Genomic DNA, 19,651 nt, shown 5'->3' with positions numbered 1-19,651 from the left:
CCATGGAACAACTCACGCTGCACCCGATTCCCCGCCTGGCCGGCACGGTAAAACTGCCCGGCTCGAAGAGCATCTCCAACCGCACCCTGCTACTGGCCGCGCTGGCCGACGGCCCTACCCTGGTGCGCGAGCTGCTGGACTCCGATGACATCCGCCGCATGCTGGAAGCGCTGGCTACGCTGGGCGTGAAAGTGGAACAGCAGGGCGACAGCCGCGACTTCCTGGTGCACGGCACCGGCGGTGCCTTTGCGGTGAAGGATGCCGACCTGTTCCTGGGCAATGCCGGCACCGCCTTCCGTCCGCTTACCGCCGCGCTGGCGCTGATGCAGGGCAACTACCACCTGCATGGCGTACCGCGCATGCACGAGCGCCCGATCGGCGACCTGGTGGACGCGCTGCGCGTGGCCGGCGCCGACATCCGCTACCTGGGCAATGACGGCTACCCGCCGCTGCAGATCCACCCGGCCGGCATCAGTGCCGGCAAGGTGATTCCGGTGAAGGGCAATGTCTCCAGCCAGTTCCTCACCGCGCTGCTGATGGCGCTGCCGCTGACCGGCGAGAGCGTCACCATCGAAGTGGTGGGCGAGCTGATTTCCAAACCGTACATCGAGATCACCCTCAACCTGATGGCGCGCTTCGGCGTAAGCGTGCAGCGCGACGGCTGGCAGCGCTTCACCATCGCCGCCGGCCAGCGCTACCGCGCGCAGGGTGAAATCCACGTCGAGGGCGATGCCTCCAGCGCTTCCTACTTCCTGGCGGCCGGCGCGCTGGCCGGCGGCCCGGTACGGGTGGAAGGGGTTGGCCGCAGCAGCATCCAGGGCGATGTGAAATTCGCCGACGCGCTGGCACTGATGGGCGCCGAGATCAGCATGGGCGACAACTGGATCGAGGCACGCGCGCCGCAAGGCGGGCTGAAGGCCATCGACGTGGACCTGAACCACATCCCGGATGCAGCAATGACCATCGCGGTGGCCGCGCTGGCCGCCAACGGCACCACCACCATCCGCAATGTGGAAAGCTGGCGGGTGAAGGAAACCGACCGCCTGGCGGCCATGGCCACCGAGCTGCGCAAGGTCGGCGCCAGCGTGGTGGAAACGCAGGACAGCATCAGCATCACCCCGCCGGCCACGCTGACCGCCAATGCCGAGATCGACACCTACGACGACCACCGCATGGCGATGTGCTTCTCGCTGGTGGCGCTGCTGGGTACGCCGGTGATCATCAACGACCCGAAATGCGTGGCCAAGACCTTCCCGGACTACTTCGAGGTGCTGGGCAAGCTGGCGGCGAACTGACCCGCCCCGCCCCCACCAACAAGGCCGCTGCCATGCAACGGCCAGGCTGCAGACAAAGTACTTCGTTCACACTTGACCGGACCCGGCCAAGCCGGGCCGGCGGAGTGATTGAATCGGCAGCCTTTCTGTTTACAAGACAAAGTCCTTTCGCGAGGCGAAAGGACTTTGCCAACCCTCTCAAGGCCGCTGCCATGCAGCGGCCTTTTGCACGCCCTCGGCTTGCCAAAGCGGCCCACAAAACACAAAATATTGCGCCGACAACTCACGAGAAACACAAGATGAGCGACCCATTCAGCCTGCGCCGCGACTTCATGCAGCGCTTTGACATGAATCTCCCCGCCCAGCCGCAATATCACGCCGAGGCGCTGACCATGTGGCAGAACATGCTGCAGGAGGAGTGGCAGGAATTCATGACCGCACTGCAGGACTACCAGCGCATCCAGCAGGCCGATGCTGCCGGGCAGACCCGGCTGCGCGCCGAACTGGCAGCCGAGGGCGTGGACGTACTGAATGTACTGATCGGCCTGCTGCTGTCGCAGGGGCTGCCGCTGGAAGACATGTTCGCCGCCATTCATGCGGCCAATCTGGCCAAGTGCGTGGACGGCAAGGTGGTGCGCCGTGAAGACGGCAAGATATTGAAACCGGCCGGCTGGCAGCCGGCGGATAAAGAGGGCGTGATTCGCGCCAGCGGCGGCTAACTGCCGCCAAGCAACGCCCTTGATCCAGGATTGCATCGCCTTGCCGTAGCAGCGGAATTGTCTGTGTCGGCGCGCCCTGGCTCAGCTGCTCGGCGAGGCCTTGTTGCCGGCACCAGCCTCGCGCAATACCAGCAAGCAGATGCCTTAGCGTTTTGCGGCCAACTTGTGCAGCAGCTTGTCCAGCTGTGCGGCGAAGTTGGCGCGGTCGCGCTGGCTGAATGCCGCCGGGCCGCCGGTCTGCACCCCGCTGTCGCGCAGCTCGGTCATGAAGTTGCGCAGCGCCAGCGCTTCGCGGATGGTGGCATCGCTGTACAGCTCGCCGCGCGGGTTCAGCGCCAGCGCGCCCTTGGCCACCACCTGCGCCGCCAGCGGAATGTCCGCCGTCACCACGATGTCACCCGGCTGCGCCTGCTGCGCGATGTGGTTGTCGGCCACATCGAAACCGGCCGGCACCTGCAGCGCGCGGATGTGCGGCGATGGCGGCACCCGCAGCAGCTGGTTGGCCACCAGCACGGTGGCCACGCCGGTGCGCTCGGCGGCACGGAACAGGATGTCCTTGATCACGCCGGGACAGGCATCGGCATCCACCCAGATGGTCATGCGTTACCCCGGTTGAATTTCTGCTGCCAGCTCTGGCGGGCGGCGCGGGCGCGCTCAAAGCGCTGCATCATCGCCTCGGCATCGCCGGCTTCCAGCTCGGCGCGCAGCGCGTCCAGCGTCTGCTGGAAGGTATCCAGCTCCACCAGTAGCGCATCGCGGTTGGCCAGGGCGATGTCGCGCCACATTTCCGGATGGCTGCCGGCAATGCGGGTGAAGTCGCGAAAACCGGTGGCGGCGAAGTCGAAACAGCGCTCGGCATCGGCCTTGCCGACAATGGCGTCCACATAGGCGAAGGCCAGCAGGTGCGGTAGGTGGCTGACGGTGGCGAACACCGCATCGTGCTCGCCGGCGCTCATCTGGTAGACGCGGGCGCCGCAGGCCTGCCACAGCTCGCGCACCAGTTCGGCGGCGGTGGGGTCGGTTTCCGGCAGCGGCGTCACCACGATGCGGCGGTTGTCGTACAGGCCGTACTGCGCAGCAGCGGCGCCGGACAGGTCGGAGCCGGCAATCGGGTGCGCCGGCACGCAATGCGCCAGCTGGCCAGGCAGGTGCTGGCGCATCAGCGCCACCACGTCGCTCTTGGTACTGCCGCCATCGGTGAGCACGCAATCGGCAGGCAGGTGCGGCGCGATCTCGGCGAACACGCGCCCCATCTGCCCTACCGGGGTGGCCACCAGCACCAGGTCGGCGCGGGCCACCGCCGTTGCCGCGTCGTGGCTGGCTTCGTCGATTACCCCCAGCTCCACCGCCCGCTGCAGGTTGGCCGCAGAACGCCCGACGCCGATCACCCGCGCCACCTTGCCGGCGCGCTTCAGCGCCAGGGCAAACGAACCGCCGATCAGGCCGACGCCGATCACTACCAGGGTCAAGCCGCCCTCACCCACCTGCATACCGCATCCCGTGCCAATGAATCAGAAGCGGCTATCATAACCGCATTTTGCCAATACCAGCGGGGCACCCATGGCACTGTCGCTGTACATCTATTACCGGGTTGACGGCAATTTCCTGCCAATGCAGCAGCAGGCAAATGCACTACTGGCAGAAATTCAGCAAAAAACCGGAATAGCGGGACGATTGTTGCGACGTCGCGATGACGCGCAAACCTGGATGGAAATCTACGAGCCGATCGGCGACGCCGCTGCCTTCGGCGCTGCGCTGCAGGCCGCCGTCAGCCACCAGCCGCTACTGGCGGCGCTGCAGCGGCATGAGGAGTGGTTCCAGCCGCTGGATACCTAGTCCGCTAACGCTTGTTGCAGCCGCCGCGTCAGCGGCCACGCCTGCCACTGCCGCTGCTCCAGCTGGCGCAGCGGCCAGATGCCGGCCAGGCTGTTGCAGATAAAGGCTTCGTCCGCCGTCAGCACGTCGTCCGGCAGCAGCCGTGCTTCGCGCACGGCGATGCCAAGGTTGGCCGCAAGCTGCAGCACACAGGCGCGCATGGCACCGCTGACGCCGCAGCGGTCAAGCGGCGGGGTCAGCAGTTCGCCGCCGCGCACGATGAACAGATTGCTCATGGTGCCTTCCACCACCGTGCCATCCATGTCCAGCATCAGCCCTTCGGCAATGGCGGCATCCTGCCACTCGCTGCGTGCGAACACGTTTTCCAGCCGGTTCAGGTGCTTGATGCCGGCCAGCAGCGGCTGGATCGCCAGCCGCGTGGCGCACCAGCGCACCACCACGCCCTGCTCCGCGCGCTCGGCCGGATAGCCAGCCCAGGCGGCGGCGCTGACGATGCGCGTCGGCGTAGTGTCTGTCGGCATGGCGTAGCCGCGCTGGCCGCTGCCGCGGGTCAGCACGATCTTCACCACCGCGCGCGGCAACTCGCCGGCCACGCGCGCGATCTCGTCCAGCAACAAGGCTTCGTCCGGACAAGGCAGACGCAGGCTGGCGCAGTCTGCGGCCAACCTTTGCCATTGCCAGTGCCACAGCAGCGGCTGGCCATGACGCACCTCCAGCGTGCGATACAGGCCATCGCCGTAGGCGAGGCCGCGATCGCTGGCGACGATGCTGTCGCCCGGCTGGCCGTTGATCAGCATCAGGCTTGCTCCACGCCCAGTGCGCGCAGCAGGCCGCGTGCCTTGTGGCGGGTTTCCTGCAGCTCGCGCTGCGGGTCGGAGTCGGCGACGATGCCGCCGCCGGCGCGGAAGCGCAGCTGCTGACCCTGCTGCATGAAGGTGCGGATCAGGATATTCAGGTCCATGCTGCCGTCGCGGTTGAGGTAACCCAGGCTGCCGGTGTAGGCGCGGCGGGCGCTGTTTTCCAGTTCGCGGATGATCTGCATGGTGCGCACCTTGGGGCAGCCGGTGATGGTGCCGCCGGGGAACAGCGCGCGGAACACGTCCACGGTATCCACGCCGGCGCGGATGCGGCCGCGGACATTGGATTCGATGTGATGCACGTAGGCGTAGCTGGCCACTGCCATCAGCTCGTTCACCTCCACCGTGCCCGGCTGGCAGATGCGGCCCAGATCGTTGCGCTCCAGGTCGATCAGCATCACGTGCTCGGCCCGCTCCTTGATGCTGCTGATCAGCCGCTGCTTCAGCGCGGCGTCCTCGGCGGCATCCGGCGAGCGCGGGTGGGTGCCGGCAATCGGGCGGGTATCCACCCAGCCGTCGTGCACGCGCACCAGCCGCTCCGGCGAGGAGCTGACGATATGCGCATCGCCGAAATCCGCCAGCGCGGAGAACGGCGCCGGGTTGGCGCGGCGCAGGGCGGCGAACAGGTCTACCGGGCGCACTTCCTCGCCCAGCATGGCGCGCCAGCCGCGCGAGATGTTCACCTGGAACACGTCGCCTTCGTAGATGTAGTCCTTCAGCTTCACCACCGCGTCGGTGTACCAGTGCGGCGGATCTTCCTCCAGCCCGGCCAGGCTCACCGCGCGCGGCGCGAATGGCGCGGCAGCGGCCAGTGCCGCCTTCAGCTCATCCAGCTGCGCGGCGCTTTCCGCCATGAGCCAGCTCTGCCTACCGGCGCGGTCATGGATGACGGCCGCCGGAATGCGCGTCAGCGCTGCCAGCGGAAAGCTGTCGCTGATCGCCTGCGGCACGCTGGGTTCGAACTCGGACAGCAGGTCATAAGCCAGGTAGACGAACCAGCCGCCGGTGAACGGCAAGCCGTGCGGGTTGGCCACCGTCTGCGGTGCCGGCAGCGCGCGCACGTCGGCAAGGAAGGCCGCGCCCTCGCCTTCGCGGTATACGCGGTGGCTCTGCGGCAGCGCCATCAGGATGTCCCAGCCGATGTCGCCGGAGGACTGCAGCAGGCAGGGAAAGCGCGCCCGGTCGGCGGCATGCAGCGCCAGCAGGTCGGGTGTGTGGTTCAGCAGTTCGAAATGCATGGATTCGGCTCCAACGCGCACCACGTTGGCCGCAAAAAGAAAAAGACCGCGCGAGTTTATCGCAGCGGTCTTGGCTGTCAATGTCGCCTGCGCGACCGGACATGGCCAGAGTCTGTTTACGTTCCAGCGAGCTAGAGTGAGACAAGGCGAAAACGACTGAGGAAGCGGAATTTACAAGTCGTAAATGAGCATTCCGAAGACGTTTTCAACGCCGTATCACCGAAGCGCAGCAGATCGTAAACAGATTCTTAGATGCGCTTGAACACCAGGGTACCGTTGGTACCACCGAAGCCGAACGAGTTGGAGATCGCAATATCGATCGCCATTTGGCGCGCGGTGTTCGGCACGTAGTCCAGGTCGCAACCGGCCTCGATGTCCTGATCGTGCAGGTTGATGGTCGGCGGAGCGACCTGGTTGTGCACGGCCAAGATGGAGTAGATGGCTTCCACACCACCAGCGGCGCCCAGCAGGTGGCCGGTCATCGACTTGGTGGAGTTTACCGCCAGCTTCTTGGCGTGATCGCCAAATGCCAGTTTCAGCGCATTGGTTTCGTTGGCATCGCCCAGCGGGGTGGAGGTGCCGTGCGCGTTCACGTACTGCACCTGGTCCGCGTTGATGCCGGCATCGCGCAGCGCGTTGCTCACACCACGGGCCGGGCCTTCGGCGTTCGGCGCAGTGATGTGGTAGGCGTCGGAGCTCATGCCGAAGCCGATCAGCTCGGCGTAGATCTTGGCGCCACGCTTCTTGGCGTGCTCGTACTCTTCCAGGATCACCACACCGGCGCCTTCGCCCATCACGAAGCCGTCACGGCCCTTGTCCCACGGACGGGAGGCAGTGGCCGGGTCGTCGTTGCGGGTGGACAGCGCCTTCATGGCGGCAAAACCACCCACGGCCAGCTTGGTCACGGCACCTTCGGCGCCACCGGCCACCATCACGTCGGCGTCGCCGTACTTGATCAGGCGCGCAGCATCGCCGATGCAGTGCGCACCGGTGGTGCAGGCGGACACGATGCCGTAGCTCGGACCCTGGTAGCCCTTGAGGATGGACACGTGGCCGGCGATCAGGTTGATCAGCGAACCCGGGATGAAGAACGGCCCGATCTTGCGGATGCCGCCCTGTTGCAACGCCACGCCGGTTTCCTCGATCAGCGGCAGGCCGCCGATGCCGGAACCGATGTTCACGCCGACGCGGGTCTTGTCCAGGCCCGGAACGTCATCCAGGCCGGAATCGGCCACGGCTTGCAGCGCGGCAGCGATACCGTAATGGATGAAGGCATCCATGCGACGGGCATCTTTTGCCGGAATGTACTGGGTAATGTCGAAGTCTTTGACTTCACCGGCGATCTGGCAGGCCACATCGCTGGCGTCAAAACGGGTGATGGCAGTAATGCCACTCTTGCCGGCAAGGAGATTGGCCCAGCCGCTGGCGACATCGTTACCGACCGGGGACACGTGTCCGAGGCCGGTCACTACTACTCTGCGTGTAGACACAGGGTATCTCCGTGAAATGTGGGGAGCCTGGCTCCCGTTAGCTCCAAAAGCGGTGACTCGCGCCTGACGGCATTGAATCAAACACGCGTTTCAGAACTGCTACAGCAAAAAACCTCTGCAGGCGCGTTTAGCCACACCGGCAGAGGTCCTGGTAAATCCGGATGGAATTACTTGTTCAGGTGAGCAGTTACGTAGTCAACGGCTTGCTGAACGGTGGTGATCTTCTCGGCTTCTTCATCCGGAATCTCGCACTCGAACTCTTCTTCCAGCGCCATAACCAGCTCAACGGTGTCCAGGGAGTCAGCGCCCAGATCGTCAACGAAGGAAGATTCGATCTTCACTTCGGCTTCATTCACGCCCAGTTGCTCGGCAACGATCTTCTTTACGCGCGCTTCGATGTTTTCCATTTGTTTAAACCCTTTACCTTTCTGTGTTCGGGACAACAAAACCCCGACATTCTACAAAAAAAAACCTCGGTAGCCTACCTGGAGCAATCTGCAACTGCAAAATGCTGTCCGGGCGGCCACCCGACTGTTGGTTGTCTGCCGCAAACCGGTGCCTTGCGGCGGACCATTTGCCTTACGGCATCAGCATGCCGCCGTTGACGTGCAGTGTCTGACCGGTGATGTAGGCGGCCTTGTCGGACGCCAGGAACAGCACCGCATCGGCGATATCCTGTGCATCGCCCAGGCGACCCAGGGCGATCTGGCTCACCAGCATCTCGCGCTGCGCTTCCGGCAGTGCGCGGGTCATGTCGGTGTCGATGAAGCCCGGAGCCACGCAGTTCACGGTGATGCCGCGGCTGCCCACTTCGCGCGCCATGGACTTGGTAAAGCCCATGATGCCGGCCTTGGCGGCCGCGTAGTTGGTCTGGCCGGCGTTGCCCATCGCGCCCACTACCGAGGCGATGTTGATGATACGGCCGGTACGGGCCTTCATCATCGCGCGCAGCACAGCCTTGGATGCCTTGAATACCGACTTCAGGTTGGTATCCATGATGGCGTCCCAGTCCTCGTCCTTCATGCGCATCAGCAGGCCGTCGCGGGTGATGCCCGCGTTGTTCACCAGAATCACCACATCGCCGTGCTCCTTGGCGATGGTGTCGATCAGCGCGTCGATGGCGCCTTCTTCACCCACGTTCAGCACCATGCCGACACCGCCCCACTGCGCCAGGCGCTCGCCGATGGCGGCGGCGCCGCTGTCGGAAGTGGCGGTACCAATGACCTTGGCGCCAGCTGCGGCCAGCGTGTCGGCAATGGCGGCACCGATGCCGCGCGAAGCGCCGGTCACCAGTGCGACTTTACCTTGCAAACTCATGTCTCTCTCCTGATGTTGGCCGCAAGCGGCCAAACCGTAGGACACCCCGAAAAACGCCAGCTTTCATTGCGATACTGCGTTACGCACAAAAAATTCCGTCTGACATATCTGCTGCGTCAGAATTTTTCGCTCGCGCCTTGTTTCGCTTGGAAATCCGGGTTTTCGAGGCGCCCCGTATTTTTTACGCCAGCTCGGCGCGGGCGGCTTCCAGCTTGGCCGCGTCGGTCAGCGCATGGCAGTTGACGTTGCCATCGATGCGCTTGGCGAGGCCGGCCAGCACCTTGCCCGGGCCGCACTCGGCCATCAGCACGATGCCGTCTGCGGCCAGTTTCTGAATGGTTTCGGTCCAGCGCACCGGGCAGTACAGCTGACGGGTCAGCGCGTCGCGGATCTGTGCCGGGTCGCTGTAGGCGGCCACGTCGGCGTTGTGCAGCACCGGAATCTGCGGTGCCTTGATGTCTACCGCGGCCAGTGCCACAGCCAGGCGCTCGGCAGCCGGCTTCATCAGCGAGCAGTGCGACGGCACCGATACCGGCAGCGGCAGCGCGCGCTTGGCGCCCTTGGCCTTGCACAGTTCCATGGCGCGCTCCACGGCGGCCTTGCTACCGGCAATCACCACCTGGCCCGGCGAGTTGAAGTTCACCGGCTCCACCACTTCGCCCTGTGCCGCTTCGGCGCAGGCTGCGCGGATATCGTCGTCGGACAGGTTGAGGATGGCGGCCATGGCGCCCTCGCCTGCCGGCACCGCTTCCTGCATTGCCTGGGCACGCAGGCGCACCAGTTGTACCGCGTCGGCAAAGCCCAGCGCACCGGCAGCCACCAGCGCGGAGTATTCACCCAGGCTGTGACCAGCCAGCACGGCCGGCACGGCGCCGCCCTGGGCCAGCCAGGCGCGGTAGGTGGCCACACCGGCAGCCAGCATCAGCGGCTGGGTGTTGACGGTGGCGTTGATCGCGTCGGCGGACTCGGCCTGCAGCATCGCCCACAGGTCTTCACCCAGTGCGGCGGAGGCTTCGTCGAAAGTCTGTTTTACTACCGGCAGGTCGGCAAAGCCGTCCATCATTTTCAGGCTCTGCGAGCCCTGGCCGGGGAAAAGAAAGGCAAACGCCATTGCGGGTCTCCTTTTGAAACGGGGTGAATGATGACTGCTTGCCGGCATTTATGCAAAAAAACGCTCAAACAACCGTATGAACTGCACGTTCAACGCAGTTGGCCGACAATCACTATCAATTAGCCAAAGAAACGGGCATGGTCATGCCATGCCCGTTGGCCGCAATCAGTAGCGCAGCAGCAGCGCGCCCCAGGCGAAACCGCCGCCGATGCCTTCCAGCATCACGGTCTGGCCGCGCTGGATCTGGCCGTTGCGCACGGCGTGGTCGAACGCCAGCGGAATGGAGGCCGCCGAGGTGTTGCCCTGCTCCGGCAGGGTAACGATCACCTTGTCCATCGGCAGGCCCAGATGCTTGGCGGTGGATTCGATGATGCGCAGGTTGGCCTGGTGCGGCACCAGCCAGTCCACATCGGCCTGTGCCACGCCGGCTTCGGCCAGGGTTTTCTCGGCGATGTCAGACAGCGCCTTGACGGCGAACTTGAATACCGCCGGGCCATCCATGTACAGGTAGGGAGTACCGCCCAGTTCGCCACCGGCGATCTGCGCCTCGGTCTTGAGGATGTCGCGGTAGCGGCCGTCTGCGGCCAACTTGGCATGCAGGATGCCCGGCTCGTCGGACGGGCCCACCACCACGGCGCCGGCGCCATCGCCGAACAGCACGCAGGTGCGACGGTCATCCCAGTCCAGCAGGCGGCTCATCACTTCGGCACCCACCACCAGCACATGCTTGGCCATGCCGCTCTTGATGTAACCGTTGGCAGTAGCCAGTGCGTAGACGAAGCCGGCACACACCGCCTGCACGTCGAAGGCCGGCACGCCCGGAATGCCCAGCTTCTCCTGCAGGATGCTGGCAGTGCTGGGGAATACCATGTCGGGGGTAGTCGTGGCGACGATGATCAGGTCGAGATCGCTTGCTGCCAGCCCGGCGCTTTCCAGCGCCTTGAGCGATGCCTGGTAGGCCAGGTCGCTGGTTTGCTGATCTTCTGCAGCAATGCGGCGTTCGCGGATGCCGGTGCGGGAAACGATCCAGTCATCGCTGGTTTCCACGCGCTCCGCCAGCGCGGCATTGGTCAACACGGTTTCCGGCAGGTAGCTGCCGGTGCCGAGAATGCGGGAATAGGTCATGAGCTATCTTTAAGCTTCAGACTCGGGGCGCTTGAGATTTTGTAGTTGGGAAGCGACCCGGTCCGTGATGTGACCAATCACATTGGCGCGGACTTCCTCGCAAGCCTGCTCCAGTGCGATACGGAATCCCAGCGCGTCGGTGCCGCCGTGGCTTTTCACCACGATCCCGCGCAGGCCCAGGAAACTGGCGCCATTGTAGCGACGGGGATCGACGCGGGCCTTGAAGTGTTTCAGCACCGGCATGGCTGCCAGTGCGCACAGCTTGGTCCACCACGTGCGGGCAAACTCTTCGCGCAGGAAGGTTGCAATCATGTGCGCCAGCCCCTCGGAGGCTTTCAGCGCCACGTTGCCGGTAAAGCCGTCGCAGACTACCACATCTACCGTGGACTTGAAGATGTCGTTGCCTTCGACGTTACCGTAGAAATTCAGGCCGGAGTCACGCAGCAGTTCGGCTGCGCGCTTGATGGTTTCGGTACCCTTGATGTCTTCGGAACCGATGTTCAGCAACCCCACGCTGGGGTTCTGCCGATGTTGCAGACTGGCCGCCAGCTCAGCACCCATGATGCCGAATTGCAGCAGTTGCTCGGGCGAGCAGTCCACGTTGGCACCCAGGTCCAGCACGCAGGTCTCGCCGCCGGTACCCGGCAGCATCTTGGCGATGGCGGGGCGGTCGATACCCGGAATGGTCTTGAGCACGAATTTGGCGGTAGCCATCAGCGCACCGGTGTTGCCGGCGGAGACAGCCGCTTGCGCCTGGCCATCCTTGACCAGGTTGATCGCCACCCGCATCGACGAGTCTTTCTTGTTCTTCAGCGCCAGCTGCGGCGCTTCGTCCATGCCCACCACCTGGGTGGCATGCTGCACGGTAATGCGCGCGCGCACGGACGCCGGCTGCGCGGCCAGTTCGGCTTCAATGCCGGCACTGTCGCCTACCAGGATCAGATTGACGTCGGGGGTGTCTTGCAGAAATTTTACGGATGCCGGGACGGTGACCTTGAGGCCAACGTCACCGCCCATGGCATCGATCGCTACGGTGATAGTCATTAACGTGGAACGGTAGTGAGCCTACCTGTAGTTATGAGGATAGTAGCGATGAGGTGGACGAGAATTACTCGCCCTTGGCCTTCACAACCTGGCGACCACGGTAGAAGCCGTTCGGGCTGATGTGGTGACGCAGGTGGGTTTCACCGGTGGTCGGCTCTTTAGCCAGGGCCGGAACGGTCAGAAAATCGTGTGCACGATGCATGCCGCGCTTGGACGGGGACTTTTTGTTCTGTTGAACAGCCATGGTCGACTCCTAAGTAATACAAGTAAAAGTTCAGGACCCGGATTTCTTCAGCTTTGCCAGTACCGCAAACGGGTTAGGTTTGTCAGTCTTGGCGCGCTCCAGATGCTCCGAGCCGCAGTCGTCGTGTTTCGCCGACAGCGGCAAGCCCATAATGATTTCGTCTTCGATCAGTGCCAGCACATCGAACTCGTCCTCGGCCATGATGGCATCGAGTTCTTCGTCCTGCGCCACCGCGTCTTCCAGCTTCGCTTCGTTGGTGAACAGCGTAATCACACCGTCACTCGCGATATCGAAGGGCATGACGTCCAGGCAGCGCTGGCAGGTCAGCTCGACGTTGGCAGTCAACGTATAGCGCAGCGAAGGCCGGCGCAGGCGGTCGGTAAAACCGTCCAGCGTAAACTTCACCGCGCCGGCGGTCGACGCCAGCTGCTCGTGCACGCGCTCATCCAGCTCGGCGATGCGCAGTTCCTTGCGAAACTCGACACCGTCGCGGGCGAAAGCGAGCGGATCAATCAAAATCGGGTTAGACATAAACCTTGGATGATATAATCGCGGCAGGTAATTTGTCAAAACAATCAGGGCTTAGGCTGCATTTCGTCCGGCAAGCAGTGGCAAAAGCCATGAAACGGATGCGCAGCTTACCGCAAACGGAACATTCATGCAGATCGTCCTTGCCTCCACCTCCCCTTATCGCCGCGAAATCATCGAACGCCTGGGCCTGCCGGTACAGGCGGTAGCGCCGGTATGCGACGAAACCCCGCTGCCGGGCGAATCCGCGCTGGACACCGCGGTGCGCCTGGCACGCACCAAGGCCATGTCGCTGGCGGAGCGCTTTCCCGATGCGCTGATCATCGGTGGCGACCAGGTGGCGCTGCTGGACGGCCAGCAGATCGGCAAGCCGGGCAGCTTCGACAACGGCGTGGAGATGCTCAAGTGGATGAGCGGCCGTACCGTGGTGTTCCACTCCGCACTGGCTGTTTATAACAGTCGCAGCGGCCATATCCAGGAAGACGTGGGCATTACCCGCGTCACCCTGCGCCAGCTCACCGAGCAGCAGATCCGCAACTACCTGACGCGCGAGCCGGATGCGCTGCACTGCGCCGGCAGCGCCAAGAGCGAGACCCTGGGCGGCGCGCTGCTGCAGAAGGTGGAATCGGACGACCCCAACGCGCTGATCGGCGTGCCGCTGTTCGCGCTGGTGACCATGTTGCAGAACGAAGGCGTGGAGATCCTGTGATGGCCGGCACCCTGTTCCTGATTCCCACCCCGCTGGGCGAAGGCGATACCCCGTGGCTGCCGGAAGGCGAGCGCGCCCGCGTCACCCATATCAGCCACTTTGTGGTGGAAGCGGAAAAGACCGCGCGCAAGCACCTGAAGCAGCTGGGCGTTAGCACGCCGATTCGCGAACTGGTGATGAACACGCTGAACGAGCACACCAAGCCCGCCGACGTGGCCGCGCTGCTGGCACCGTTGGCCGCAGGCCAGGACGTGGGGCTGGTATCGGAAGCCGGCTGCCCGGCAGTGGCCGACCCCGGCGCGCAGCTGGTGGCGCTGGCGCACGAGAAAGGCTACCGCGTGGAGCCGCTGATCGGCCCGTCGTCGATTCTGCTGGCACTGATGGCCAGCGGCGCCAACGGCCAGTGCTTTGCCTTCCACGGCTACCTGCCGGTGGACGTCGCCGAGCGCGCCAGGGCGATCAAGGCGCTGGAAGCGCGTTCGCGGCAGAACAACGAAACCCAGGTATTCATCGAAACGCCGTACCGCAACAACGCGCTGCTGCAACAGCTGCGCGAGACGCTGGCGCCAGCCAGCCGCCTGTGCGTAGCCGCCGACCTGACTGCGCCGACGCAGACCATTGTCAGCCGGCTGGTGAAGGACTGGCCCAGGCAGGCGCCGGACTTCCACAAGCGGCCGGCGATCTTCGTGATTCACGCCGGCTGAGGCGGACATGCCGACAGACAGCAATCAGCTGCGTTTCTACCACCCCACCCTGCCCGAGCGGCAGGTAAACAGCGGCTTCAACTGGCTGGCCTGCATCACGCCCACGCTGTGGGCGCTGAGTGAAGGCCTGGCCTGGCACGCGCGCTGGCTGCTGCTGTCCGAATTTGTGTTTGCCGGGCTGCTGCTGGCCAGCCGCGATATGGAAATCCTGCTGGTCGGCCTGGCCTACCTGGCACGCAATATCTGGCTGGCGCGCCAGGGGCCGCAATGGCTGATCGCCAGCCTGCTGCGCCAGGGCTACCGCCAGGCGCCGCCCGACCCGCTCACCACCCCGCTTACTCCGCCCTGAACCCCGACTGCAACACCCGGCCCAGCGCCGCCTGCGCCGCCGCATCCAGCCGGCCTGCGGCCAAGCTTGCCGTCGCCTGCCCCAGTGCGCAGTACAGCACATCATCCGCCGCCGACAACACCGCGCGATGCCTGGCCACCGTGCCGGCATCGCCACGGGCGATGGGGCCGGTCAGCGCCGCCTGCGGCCCCAGCGCCAGGGTGTTTTCCAGCGTCTGCCGCATCAGCCCGCCCAGCACCGCGGCGGCGATGTCTTCATTCATGCCGGCCTGTGCAGCCACCCGCGCCGCCAGATCATGCAGCGTTACCAGGTAGTTGGAGGCGATAGACAGCGCAGCGTGGTAGGCGGCCTTGCCGCCCGGCGCCAGCGCAAACGGCACACCGCCGATGGCAGAGGCAAAATCGCGCAAGGCGGGAAAGGCCGCGGGATCGCCCTCCAGCGCACAACGGGTGCCGGCAAAACCCTGCACCGCCCGCGCCGGATCGGCAAAGGAAAACGCCGGGTGCAGGCTGGCGCAGTGCACGCCGGCCGCGGCCAACGGCGCCAGCAAGCTGGCCTCGCCCACACCGCTGGCATGAAACGCCACGCTGCCGGCCGCTAGCGCGCCGCGGGCCGCCAGCTCGGCAGCCACACTGGCGATGGCGCCATCCGGCACCGCCAGCAGGGTAAGGTTGGCCGCAGGCAGCGCCTGCAGGCTGTCACGCGGCTCGCCGCCGCCGATGAAGGCGCAAGCCTGCTGCGCCGCCGCCAGGCTGCGGCACAGCACCGCACCGACGCGGTACTGCCCGCTGCCTTGCGCCAGCCGCGCCAGGGTCTTGCCCAGGCGACCGGCACCGATGATATTGAGGGTTAGCATGTTTCATTCCTTGTGCATGCCGCCGGCTTGACAGTGGCACCCGTGCCACTGACGATGGCTGTCTATCCAACGGAGACCACCATGCCCTTGATCCTGTTTCTGGCCGCCTTCGCCGTGCTGTTCTTCTATGGTGTAGCGCTGTACAACGGCCTGGTACGGCTGAAGCACGAGGTCACCAAGAGCTGGGCCAATATCGACGTGCTGCTGAAGCAGCGCAACGAGGAACTGCCCAAGCTGGTGGACGTATGCCGCCACTACAGCCAGTTCGAGCAGAACACCCTGAGCCAGGTAATGGAAGCGCGTGCCATGCTGTCCGAGGCGGCGCGTGCGGCCAATGTTGGCCGCATCGGCGAGCTGGAAAGCGAACTGCGCAGCCTTACCGGCCGCATCTTCGCGGTGGCCGAAGCCTACCCGGAGCTGAAGGCCGACCAGCAATTCCAGCACCTGATGCAGCGCATCAGCCAGCTGGAGGAGGCCATCGCCGACCGCCGCGAACTCTACAACGAAGCGGTGAACAACAACAATGTGCGCGTCGAGCAGTTTCCGGATGTGCTGATCGCCAACAGCTGCGGCTTCCGCAGCGCCAGGCCGCTGCGCTTTGCCGAGGCGGAAAAACGCGACGTGGACGTGCACAAGCTGTTCAGCCGCTGATATGCGCGCGCTGCTGGAATATGGCTGGGGCACCCTGCTGCCCTACCCGCTGCTGATACTGGCCTGGTGGTGGATGTCCGGCTGGGCGCAGCCGCTGCCCTTTCTCGCCGTGGCCAGCCTGGGCGGCCTGCTGCTGTGGGCCGGCTTCTACCGCTACTACCGCCACGTGGCGGACACCCCCACCGCCAGCACCCGCGCCGCCGCGCAAGGTTATACCGAGTGCTACGGCCACGCCGGCGCCCCCGCCGGCCAGCCGCTGCTGACACCGTACGGCCACCTGCCCTGCCTGTGGTATCGCGCCGAGTGCCGTTACCAGGGCCGCGAGCGCCGCCGGCAACGCAGTGAAACGCAGCGCAGCGACGATGTGTTCCGCCTGCTGGACCAGCATGGTGAGATCAGCGTCTACCCGGTCGGCGCCCTGGTAGAGTGCCGCCACCGCGCGCAATGGCGCGAGGACGAGTACCTGTATATCGAACACTGGATCGCCGCCGGCGACCCGCTGTACGTGCTGGGCGACATGCGCAGCAGCGGCAACAGCCTGCAGCGCGATGACTACCGCCAGGACCTGCAACTGACCCTGAACCAGTGGAAGGCAGACCCGGCCTACCTCAGGCACCGCTTCGACAGCAACCGCGACGGCCAGCTGTCGGCAGAAGAATGGGAAGTCGCCCGCCAGACGGCGCACCAGGAGGTGGAGCGCATGCACCGCGAGCTGGCCGCCGCCCCGGCCAGCAGCCAGCTGCAGCGCCCGCCCGACAGCCGCCCCTTCATCATCAGCTGGCGCGAACCGCGCAGCATCGCCCGCCGCATGCAGCGGCTGGCGTGGAGCCACGCCGCCATAGCCACCTTTGCCGCGCTGACGGTGGTGCGCCACCTGGCCCACTAGTTTGCAGCCACCAGCTTGCGGCCAACGTTGGCCGCAAGCCGACGCGCCTCCCGCAAGACCCTGCAATACGAACAAGGGCGTGGCCTGCGGCCACGCCCTTGCTTGCGCCGACTCCCCCTGCGGCCTAGCGCACGCGCTGCATGCGCGCAATCGCCTCCGCCAGCCGCTCGATACCGGTGGTGTAAGCCACCCGCACATGCTGGCCGGCGCGGTGGCTGCCGAAATCCGCACCGGGCGTAATCGCCACCTTTACCTCGTCCAGCATGCGCTGGCAGTAGGCAAAGCTGTCATCGGTCACTGCCGACACATCGGCGTAAATGTAGAACGCGCCATCCGGCACCGAATCGATGTTCCAGCCCAGCTTGGGCAATTCTTGCAGCAGGTAGTCGCGGCGGCGGCCAAACTCGGCACGGCGCGCCTCCAGCAGCGCCTGCACATCGGGCTGGAACGCCGCCAGTGCCGCATGCTGCGCCGCCGCCGGCGGGCACAGGAACAAGTTCTGCGCCAGGCGCAGCGCCGGCTCCACGCAATCCTGCGGCACCACCAGCCAGCCCAGGCGCCAGCCGGTCATCTGGAAATATTTGGAAAAGCTGTTGATCACGAACACATCGTCCGCCAGCGACAGCGCGCTGAACGAATCCGCGCCGTAGGTCAGCCCCTGGTAGATCTCGTCCACAATCAGCGCCGCGCCCTTATCGCGGCACAGCGCCGCCAGATCGCTCACCTCGTCGCGGCTGAGCACCGTGCCGGTGGGGTTGGCCGGCGTGGCCACCATGGCGGCCACGGTGTTGGCCTGCCAGTTGGCAGCAGCGGCATCGGCCAGCAGCTGGTAGCGGGTGGAAGCATCCACCGCCACCGTCTGCGGCACCCCGCCCAGCAGGCTGACAAAGTGGCGATTACAGGGGTATGTAGGATCAGGCATCAGCACGCCATCGCCCTGCTCCACCAGCAGCCCCAGCGCAATCTGCAGTGCGCCGGAGGCCCCCGGCGTGACGATGATGCGCTCCGGCGATACCGCCACCCCGAAGCGCTGCTGGTAGAAATCGGCAATCGCCGCGCGCAGCTGCGGCAAACCCTGCGCCGCGGTGTAGAAAGTATGCCCGGCCGCCAGCGCCGCGCGCCCGGCCTCCACGATGGCATCCGGCGTGGCAAAGTCCGGCTCGCCCACTTCCAGGTGAATCACGTCATGCCCGGCCGCCTGCAACGCCCGCGCCTTCTCCAGAATCGCCATCACCTGGAACGGTGCGATGGCAGCCAACCTGTTCGATAGTTTCACTGCTTCCCTTTCCATCCCTTTAGCAGCAGCCCGTCATGGCCGCTGGCCAAGCAGTATGCCGCAGCAAAGTGGCGGTTGACAGCCACAAGGGTCGAATCTATACTGCGCAGCCTGTCGCGGAGAGGTGGCAGAGTGGTTGAATGTACCTGACTCGAAATCAGGCGTAGGTGCGAGCCTACCGAGGGTTCGAATCCCTCTCTCTCCGCCAGTACACACATCTAAGCCCTTGAGAAATCAAGGGCTTTTTTGTTTTTCTCGCCCCAGGAAACGCCGGTTTCCGTCCCTGATTCCGTTCTACAAAATCTACAAAAGTTCTACAAAAACCGATCGCGACTACCTTGCAACGCTTTGATTTTCAAGAAATTGTTCGCTGAAAATCAGTCAGGAGCATGCAGCCGGCACAGACAACGAGAAAAATCAATGCTTTGCATGCACCCAATCACTCGCTCTTAAGTTCTTATCAGTCATGCCAATGCGCTATCATGGCAGCTATCGGCCAGGAGTGGACGCCGGGGAAGTTGCTTCAACACGGCAGTAAGCAAGGGATGCTCACTGGATGACAGCCGAGAGTGTGGCTGGCACAATTCCTACGTCATTAGGCTGCACCACGTATGACTGCCACATATTCTCGTAGATATTGCCGGAATCTCTGATCACCTGTATCTGCAAGGCTTCCTGGCTGCTCTGCTGTCAGGATATACAGTACTCTGCCAGTGTTATGCGGCTGTAACGTCGTCTATTTTACGTTAGGGCTTGAGAGTGCGTATTCGAACCACAATCGCGGGCATACTCTGTTCAATCGCCGCCATGTCGGCAGCCAGCGCCGCCTCTCCTTCTCATGCTGCAAGTGAGCAGGCTGTCATCGTTCACTTCAAGTACGACTCAAAGAACCTCCAGCGTTTGTTTGAGCTTGAGGATCAATTGGAGAAGGCGATCTCCAAGGCTGGTATTGGCGAATACGATGGAAATGAAGTTGCCGTCGATGGAAGCGACGGCTATCTGTACATGTACGGGCCAAGCGCCGATCGGCTAGTCGAAGTCATCACCCCCATTCTTGAGTCCACCTCGTTCACGCGGGGTGCCACAGTGAAGAAGCGCTATGGCCCGTCCGGGGCTGGCGTCCGAGAGGTGCAGCTTGTCATCGAGCCCTAAACCGCGCAGGCCGGTTACCTCTACATTAATCGTCCGCTTTCCTAAAACGCCGACCGTCGCCTATGGGTCGCAAGCTGCCGACAGAAGATTCTCGGCCGATACGGCCTCCACTACAGAAGGCATGCCCACCCTTCTACAAAAAACAGCCACACCCTAGCAAAATAAGGCTGTAACAGCTCATTACAAAGCATTTTTGTAGAAAAAAAAAATCGGATAAGTTACTGAAAATATTGAATTTGCCACCTAACTCGAAATCAGGCGTAGGTGCAAGCCTACCGAGGGTTC

23 protein-coding genes and 1 tRNA gene are annotated in these 19,651 nt (G+C 64.2%); 10 read left to right on the top strand and 14 right to left on the bottom strand.

Annotated features, from left to right (window positions below; translation table 11 throughout):
• Positions 1 to 2 precede the first annotated feature (2 nt).
• Together aroA and PSELUDRAFT_RS10620 are read left to right on the top strand one after the other, a co-directional pair.
• Positions 3 to 1,295, top strand: a complete 1,293-nt coding sequence (aroA, locus tag PSELUDRAFT_RS10625) for a 3-phosphoshikimate 1-carboxyvinyltransferase (protein ID WP_088966825.1) — start codon at positions 3 to 5, stop codon at positions 1,293 to 1,295.
• A 278-nt stretch (positions 1,296 to 1,573) separates the two neighbouring features.
• Entirely contained in the window at positions 1,574 to 1,993 is a 420-nt protein-coding gene (locus PSELUDRAFT_RS10620) for a nucleoside triphosphate pyrophosphohydrolase family protein (protein WP_088966824.1), read from the top strand.
• Between the two features lie 144 nt (positions 1,994 to 2,137).
• On the opposite strand, the gene PSELUDRAFT_RS10615 is transcribed toward PSELUDRAFT_RS10620, so the two are convergent.
• Positions 2,138 to 2,593: a YaiI/YqxD family protein gene (locus PSELUDRAFT_RS10615; protein ID WP_088966823.1), complete on the bottom strand. Its 456-nt coding sequence runs from the start codon at positions 2,591 to 2,593 to the stop codon at positions 2,138 to 2,140.
• Positions 2,590 to 3,483, bottom strand: a complete 894-nt coding sequence (locus PSELUDRAFT_RS10610; RefSeq protein WP_179947535.1) for a prephenate dehydrogenase/arogenate dehydrogenase family protein — start codon at positions 3,481 to 3,483, stop codon at positions 2,590 to 2,592. The genes PSELUDRAFT_RS10615 and PSELUDRAFT_RS10610 overlap by 4 nt, the downstream gene beginning before the upstream one ends.
• 70 nt (positions 3,484 to 3,553) lie before the next feature.
• On the opposite strand from PSELUDRAFT_RS10610, the gene PSELUDRAFT_RS10605 reads away from it, so the two are divergent.
• Positions 3,554 to 3,829 (top strand): DUF4936 family protein, encoded by a 276-nt coding sequence (locus PSELUDRAFT_RS10605; RefSeq protein ID WP_088966822.1) that lies wholly within the window; start codon positions 3,554 to 3,556, stop codon positions 3,827 to 3,829.
• On the opposite strand, the gene pabC is transcribed toward PSELUDRAFT_RS10605, so the two are convergent.
• The 10 genes from pabC to PSELUDRAFT_RS10555 all read right to left on the bottom strand — a co-directional run bounded on the left by pabC (position 3,826) and on the right by PSELUDRAFT_RS10555 (position 12,786).
• Complete coding sequence (pabC, locus tag PSELUDRAFT_RS10600; RefSeq protein WP_088966821.1) at positions 3,826 to 4,626, bottom strand: aminodeoxychorismate lyase; 801 nt, start codon at positions 4,624 to 4,626, stop codon at positions 3,826 to 3,828. The genes PSELUDRAFT_RS10605 and pabC overlap by 4 nt on opposite strands.
• The gene (locus PSELUDRAFT_RS10595; RefSeq protein ID WP_088966820.1) at positions 4,626 to 5,924 is read right to left on the bottom strand and encodes an aminodeoxychorismate synthase component I; all 1,299 of its coding nucleotides are present in this window, start codon (positions 5,922 to 5,924) and stop codon (positions 4,626 to 4,628) included. The genes pabC and PSELUDRAFT_RS10595 overlap by 1 nt, the downstream gene beginning before the upstream one ends.
• Positions 5,925 to 6,172: 248 nt before the next feature.
• The gene (gene fabF / locus PSELUDRAFT_RS10590; protein WP_088966819.1) at positions 6,173 to 7,414 is read right to left on the bottom strand and encodes a beta-ketoacyl-ACP synthase II; all 1,242 of its coding nucleotides are present in this window, start codon (positions 7,412 to 7,414) and stop codon (positions 6,173 to 6,175) included.
• Positions 7,415 to 7,581: 167 nt separating this feature from the next.
• Positions 7,582 to 7,821 carry an acyl carrier protein gene (acpP, locus tag PSELUDRAFT_RS10585; RefSeq protein ID WP_019103041.1) on the bottom strand — a complete coding sequence of 80 codons (240 nt, stop codon included), beginning with the start codon at positions 7,819 to 7,821 and terminating at the stop codon, positions 7,582 to 7,584.
• A 172-nt stretch (positions 7,822 to 7,993) separates the two neighbouring features.
• On the bottom strand, positions 7,994 to 8,731 hold the full coding sequence (gene fabG, locus PSELUDRAFT_RS10580; RefSeq protein WP_088966818.1) for a 3-oxoacyl-ACP reductase FabG: 738 nt from the start codon (positions 8,729 to 8,731) through the stop codon (positions 7,994 to 7,996).
• A 181-nt stretch (positions 8,732 to 8,912) separates the two neighbouring features.
• Positions 8,913 to 9,842, bottom strand: a complete 930-nt coding sequence (fabD, locus tag PSELUDRAFT_RS10575) for an ACP S-malonyltransferase (RefSeq protein WP_088966817.1) — start codon at positions 9,840 to 9,842, stop codon at positions 8,913 to 8,915.
• A gap of 165 nt (positions 9,843 to 10,007) precedes the next feature.
• Positions 10,008 to 10,967 (bottom strand): beta-ketoacyl-ACP synthase III, encoded by a 960-nt coding sequence (locus PSELUDRAFT_RS10570; RefSeq protein ID WP_088966816.1) that lies wholly within the window; start codon positions 10,965 to 10,967, stop codon positions 10,008 to 10,010.
• Positions 10,968 to 10,976: 9 nt separating this feature from the next.
• Positions 10,977 to 12,011, bottom strand: coding sequence for a phosphate acyltransferase PlsX (gene plsX / locus PSELUDRAFT_RS10565; RefSeq protein WP_088966815.1), 1,035 nt, complete (start codon positions 12,009 to 12,011; stop codon positions 10,977 to 10,979).
• Between the two features lie 64 nt (positions 12,012 to 12,075).
• Positions 12,076 to 12,255, bottom strand: coding sequence for a 50S ribosomal protein L32 (gene rpmF, locus PSELUDRAFT_RS10560; protein WP_088966814.1), 180 nt, complete (start codon positions 12,253 to 12,255; stop codon positions 12,076 to 12,078).
• A gap of 30 nt (positions 12,256 to 12,285) precedes the next feature.
• A complete protein-coding gene (locus PSELUDRAFT_RS10555; protein ID WP_088966813.1) occupies positions 12,286 to 12,786 on the bottom strand; it encodes a DUF177 domain-containing protein in 501 nt (166 codons plus the stop codon).
• 127 nt (positions 12,787 to 12,913) lie between these two features.
• Here PSELUDRAFT_RS10555 and PSELUDRAFT_RS10550 point away from each other — a divergent pair, with 127 nt between their 5' ends.
• From PSELUDRAFT_RS10550 to PSELUDRAFT_RS10540, 3 genes are read left to right on the top strand one after another with little or no spacing between them, the layout of a single operon-like run.
• Positions 12,914 to 13,492 (top strand): nucleoside triphosphate pyrophosphatase, encoded by a 579-nt coding sequence (locus PSELUDRAFT_RS10550; RefSeq protein ID WP_088966812.1) that lies wholly within the window; start codon positions 12,914 to 12,916, stop codon positions 13,490 to 13,492.
• Positions 13,492 to 14,196 carry an SAM-dependent methyltransferase gene (locus PSELUDRAFT_RS10545; RefSeq protein WP_088966811.1) on the top strand — a complete coding sequence of 235 codons (705 nt, stop codon included), beginning with the start codon at positions 13,492 to 13,494 and terminating at the stop codon, positions 14,194 to 14,196. The genes PSELUDRAFT_RS10550 and PSELUDRAFT_RS10545 overlap by 1 nt, the downstream gene beginning before the upstream one ends.
• Positions 14,197 to 14,203: 7 nt before the next feature.
• On the top strand, positions 14,204 to 14,545 hold the full coding sequence (locus tag PSELUDRAFT_RS10540) for a hypothetical protein (protein WP_088966810.1): 342 nt from the start codon (positions 14,204 to 14,206) through the stop codon (positions 14,543 to 14,545).
• Here PSELUDRAFT_RS10540 and PSELUDRAFT_RS10535 read toward each other — a convergent pair.
• Positions 14,532 to 15,401, bottom strand: a complete 870-nt coding sequence (locus tag PSELUDRAFT_RS10535) for a Rossmann-like and DUF2520 domain-containing protein (protein WP_088966809.1) — start codon at positions 15,399 to 15,401, stop codon at positions 14,532 to 14,534. The two genes, PSELUDRAFT_RS10540 and PSELUDRAFT_RS10535, sit on opposite strands and share 14 nt — an antisense overlap.
• An 81-nt stretch (positions 15,402 to 15,482) precedes the next feature.
• On the opposite strand from PSELUDRAFT_RS10535, the gene PSELUDRAFT_RS10530 reads away from it, so the two are divergent.
• Together PSELUDRAFT_RS10530 and PSELUDRAFT_RS10525 are read left to right on the top strand one after the other, a co-directional pair.
• The gene (locus PSELUDRAFT_RS10530; protein WP_088966808.1) at positions 15,483 to 16,052 is read left to right on the top strand and encodes a LemA family protein; all 570 of its coding nucleotides are present in this window, start codon (positions 15,483 to 15,485) and stop codon (positions 16,050 to 16,052) included.
• A gap of 1 nt (position 16,053) precedes the next feature.
• Positions 16,054 to 16,938: a hypothetical protein gene (locus PSELUDRAFT_RS10525; protein ID WP_088966807.1), complete on the top strand. Its 885-nt coding sequence runs from the start codon at positions 16,054 to 16,056 to the stop codon at positions 16,936 to 16,938.
• Positions 16,939 to 17,062: 124 nt separating this feature from the next.
• Here PSELUDRAFT_RS10525 and PSELUDRAFT_RS10520 read toward each other — a convergent pair whose 3' ends face one another.
• Positions 17,063 to 18,214, bottom strand: coding sequence for a pyridoxal phosphate-dependent aminotransferase (locus PSELUDRAFT_RS10520; protein ID WP_197693850.1), 1,152 nt, complete (start codon positions 18,212 to 18,214; stop codon positions 17,063 to 17,065).
• Positions 18,215 to 18,332: 118 nt separating this feature from the next.
• Between PSELUDRAFT_RS10520 and PSELUDRAFT_RS10515 the strand changes: the two genes are divergently transcribed.
• Positions 18,333 to 18,422, top strand: a tRNA-Ser gene (locus tag PSELUDRAFT_RS10515).
• A gap of 551 nt (positions 18,423 to 18,973) precedes the next feature.
• Positions 18,974 to 19,366: a hypothetical protein gene (locus tag PSELUDRAFT_RS10510; RefSeq protein WP_157725089.1), complete on the top strand. Its 393-nt coding sequence runs from the start codon at positions 18,974 to 18,976 to the stop codon at positions 19,364 to 19,366.
• Positions 19,367 to 19,651: the final 285 nt, after the last annotated feature.

The sequence above is a fragment of the Vogesella sp. LIG4 genome, assembly GCF_900090205.1.
Taxonomy (GTDB): domain Bacteria; phylum Pseudomonadota; class Gammaproteobacteria; order Burkholderiales; family Chromobacteriaceae; genus Vogesella.
Note: the sequence above shows the minus strand (reverse complement) of the source record. Positions and strands in the feature narration are given on the sequence as shown.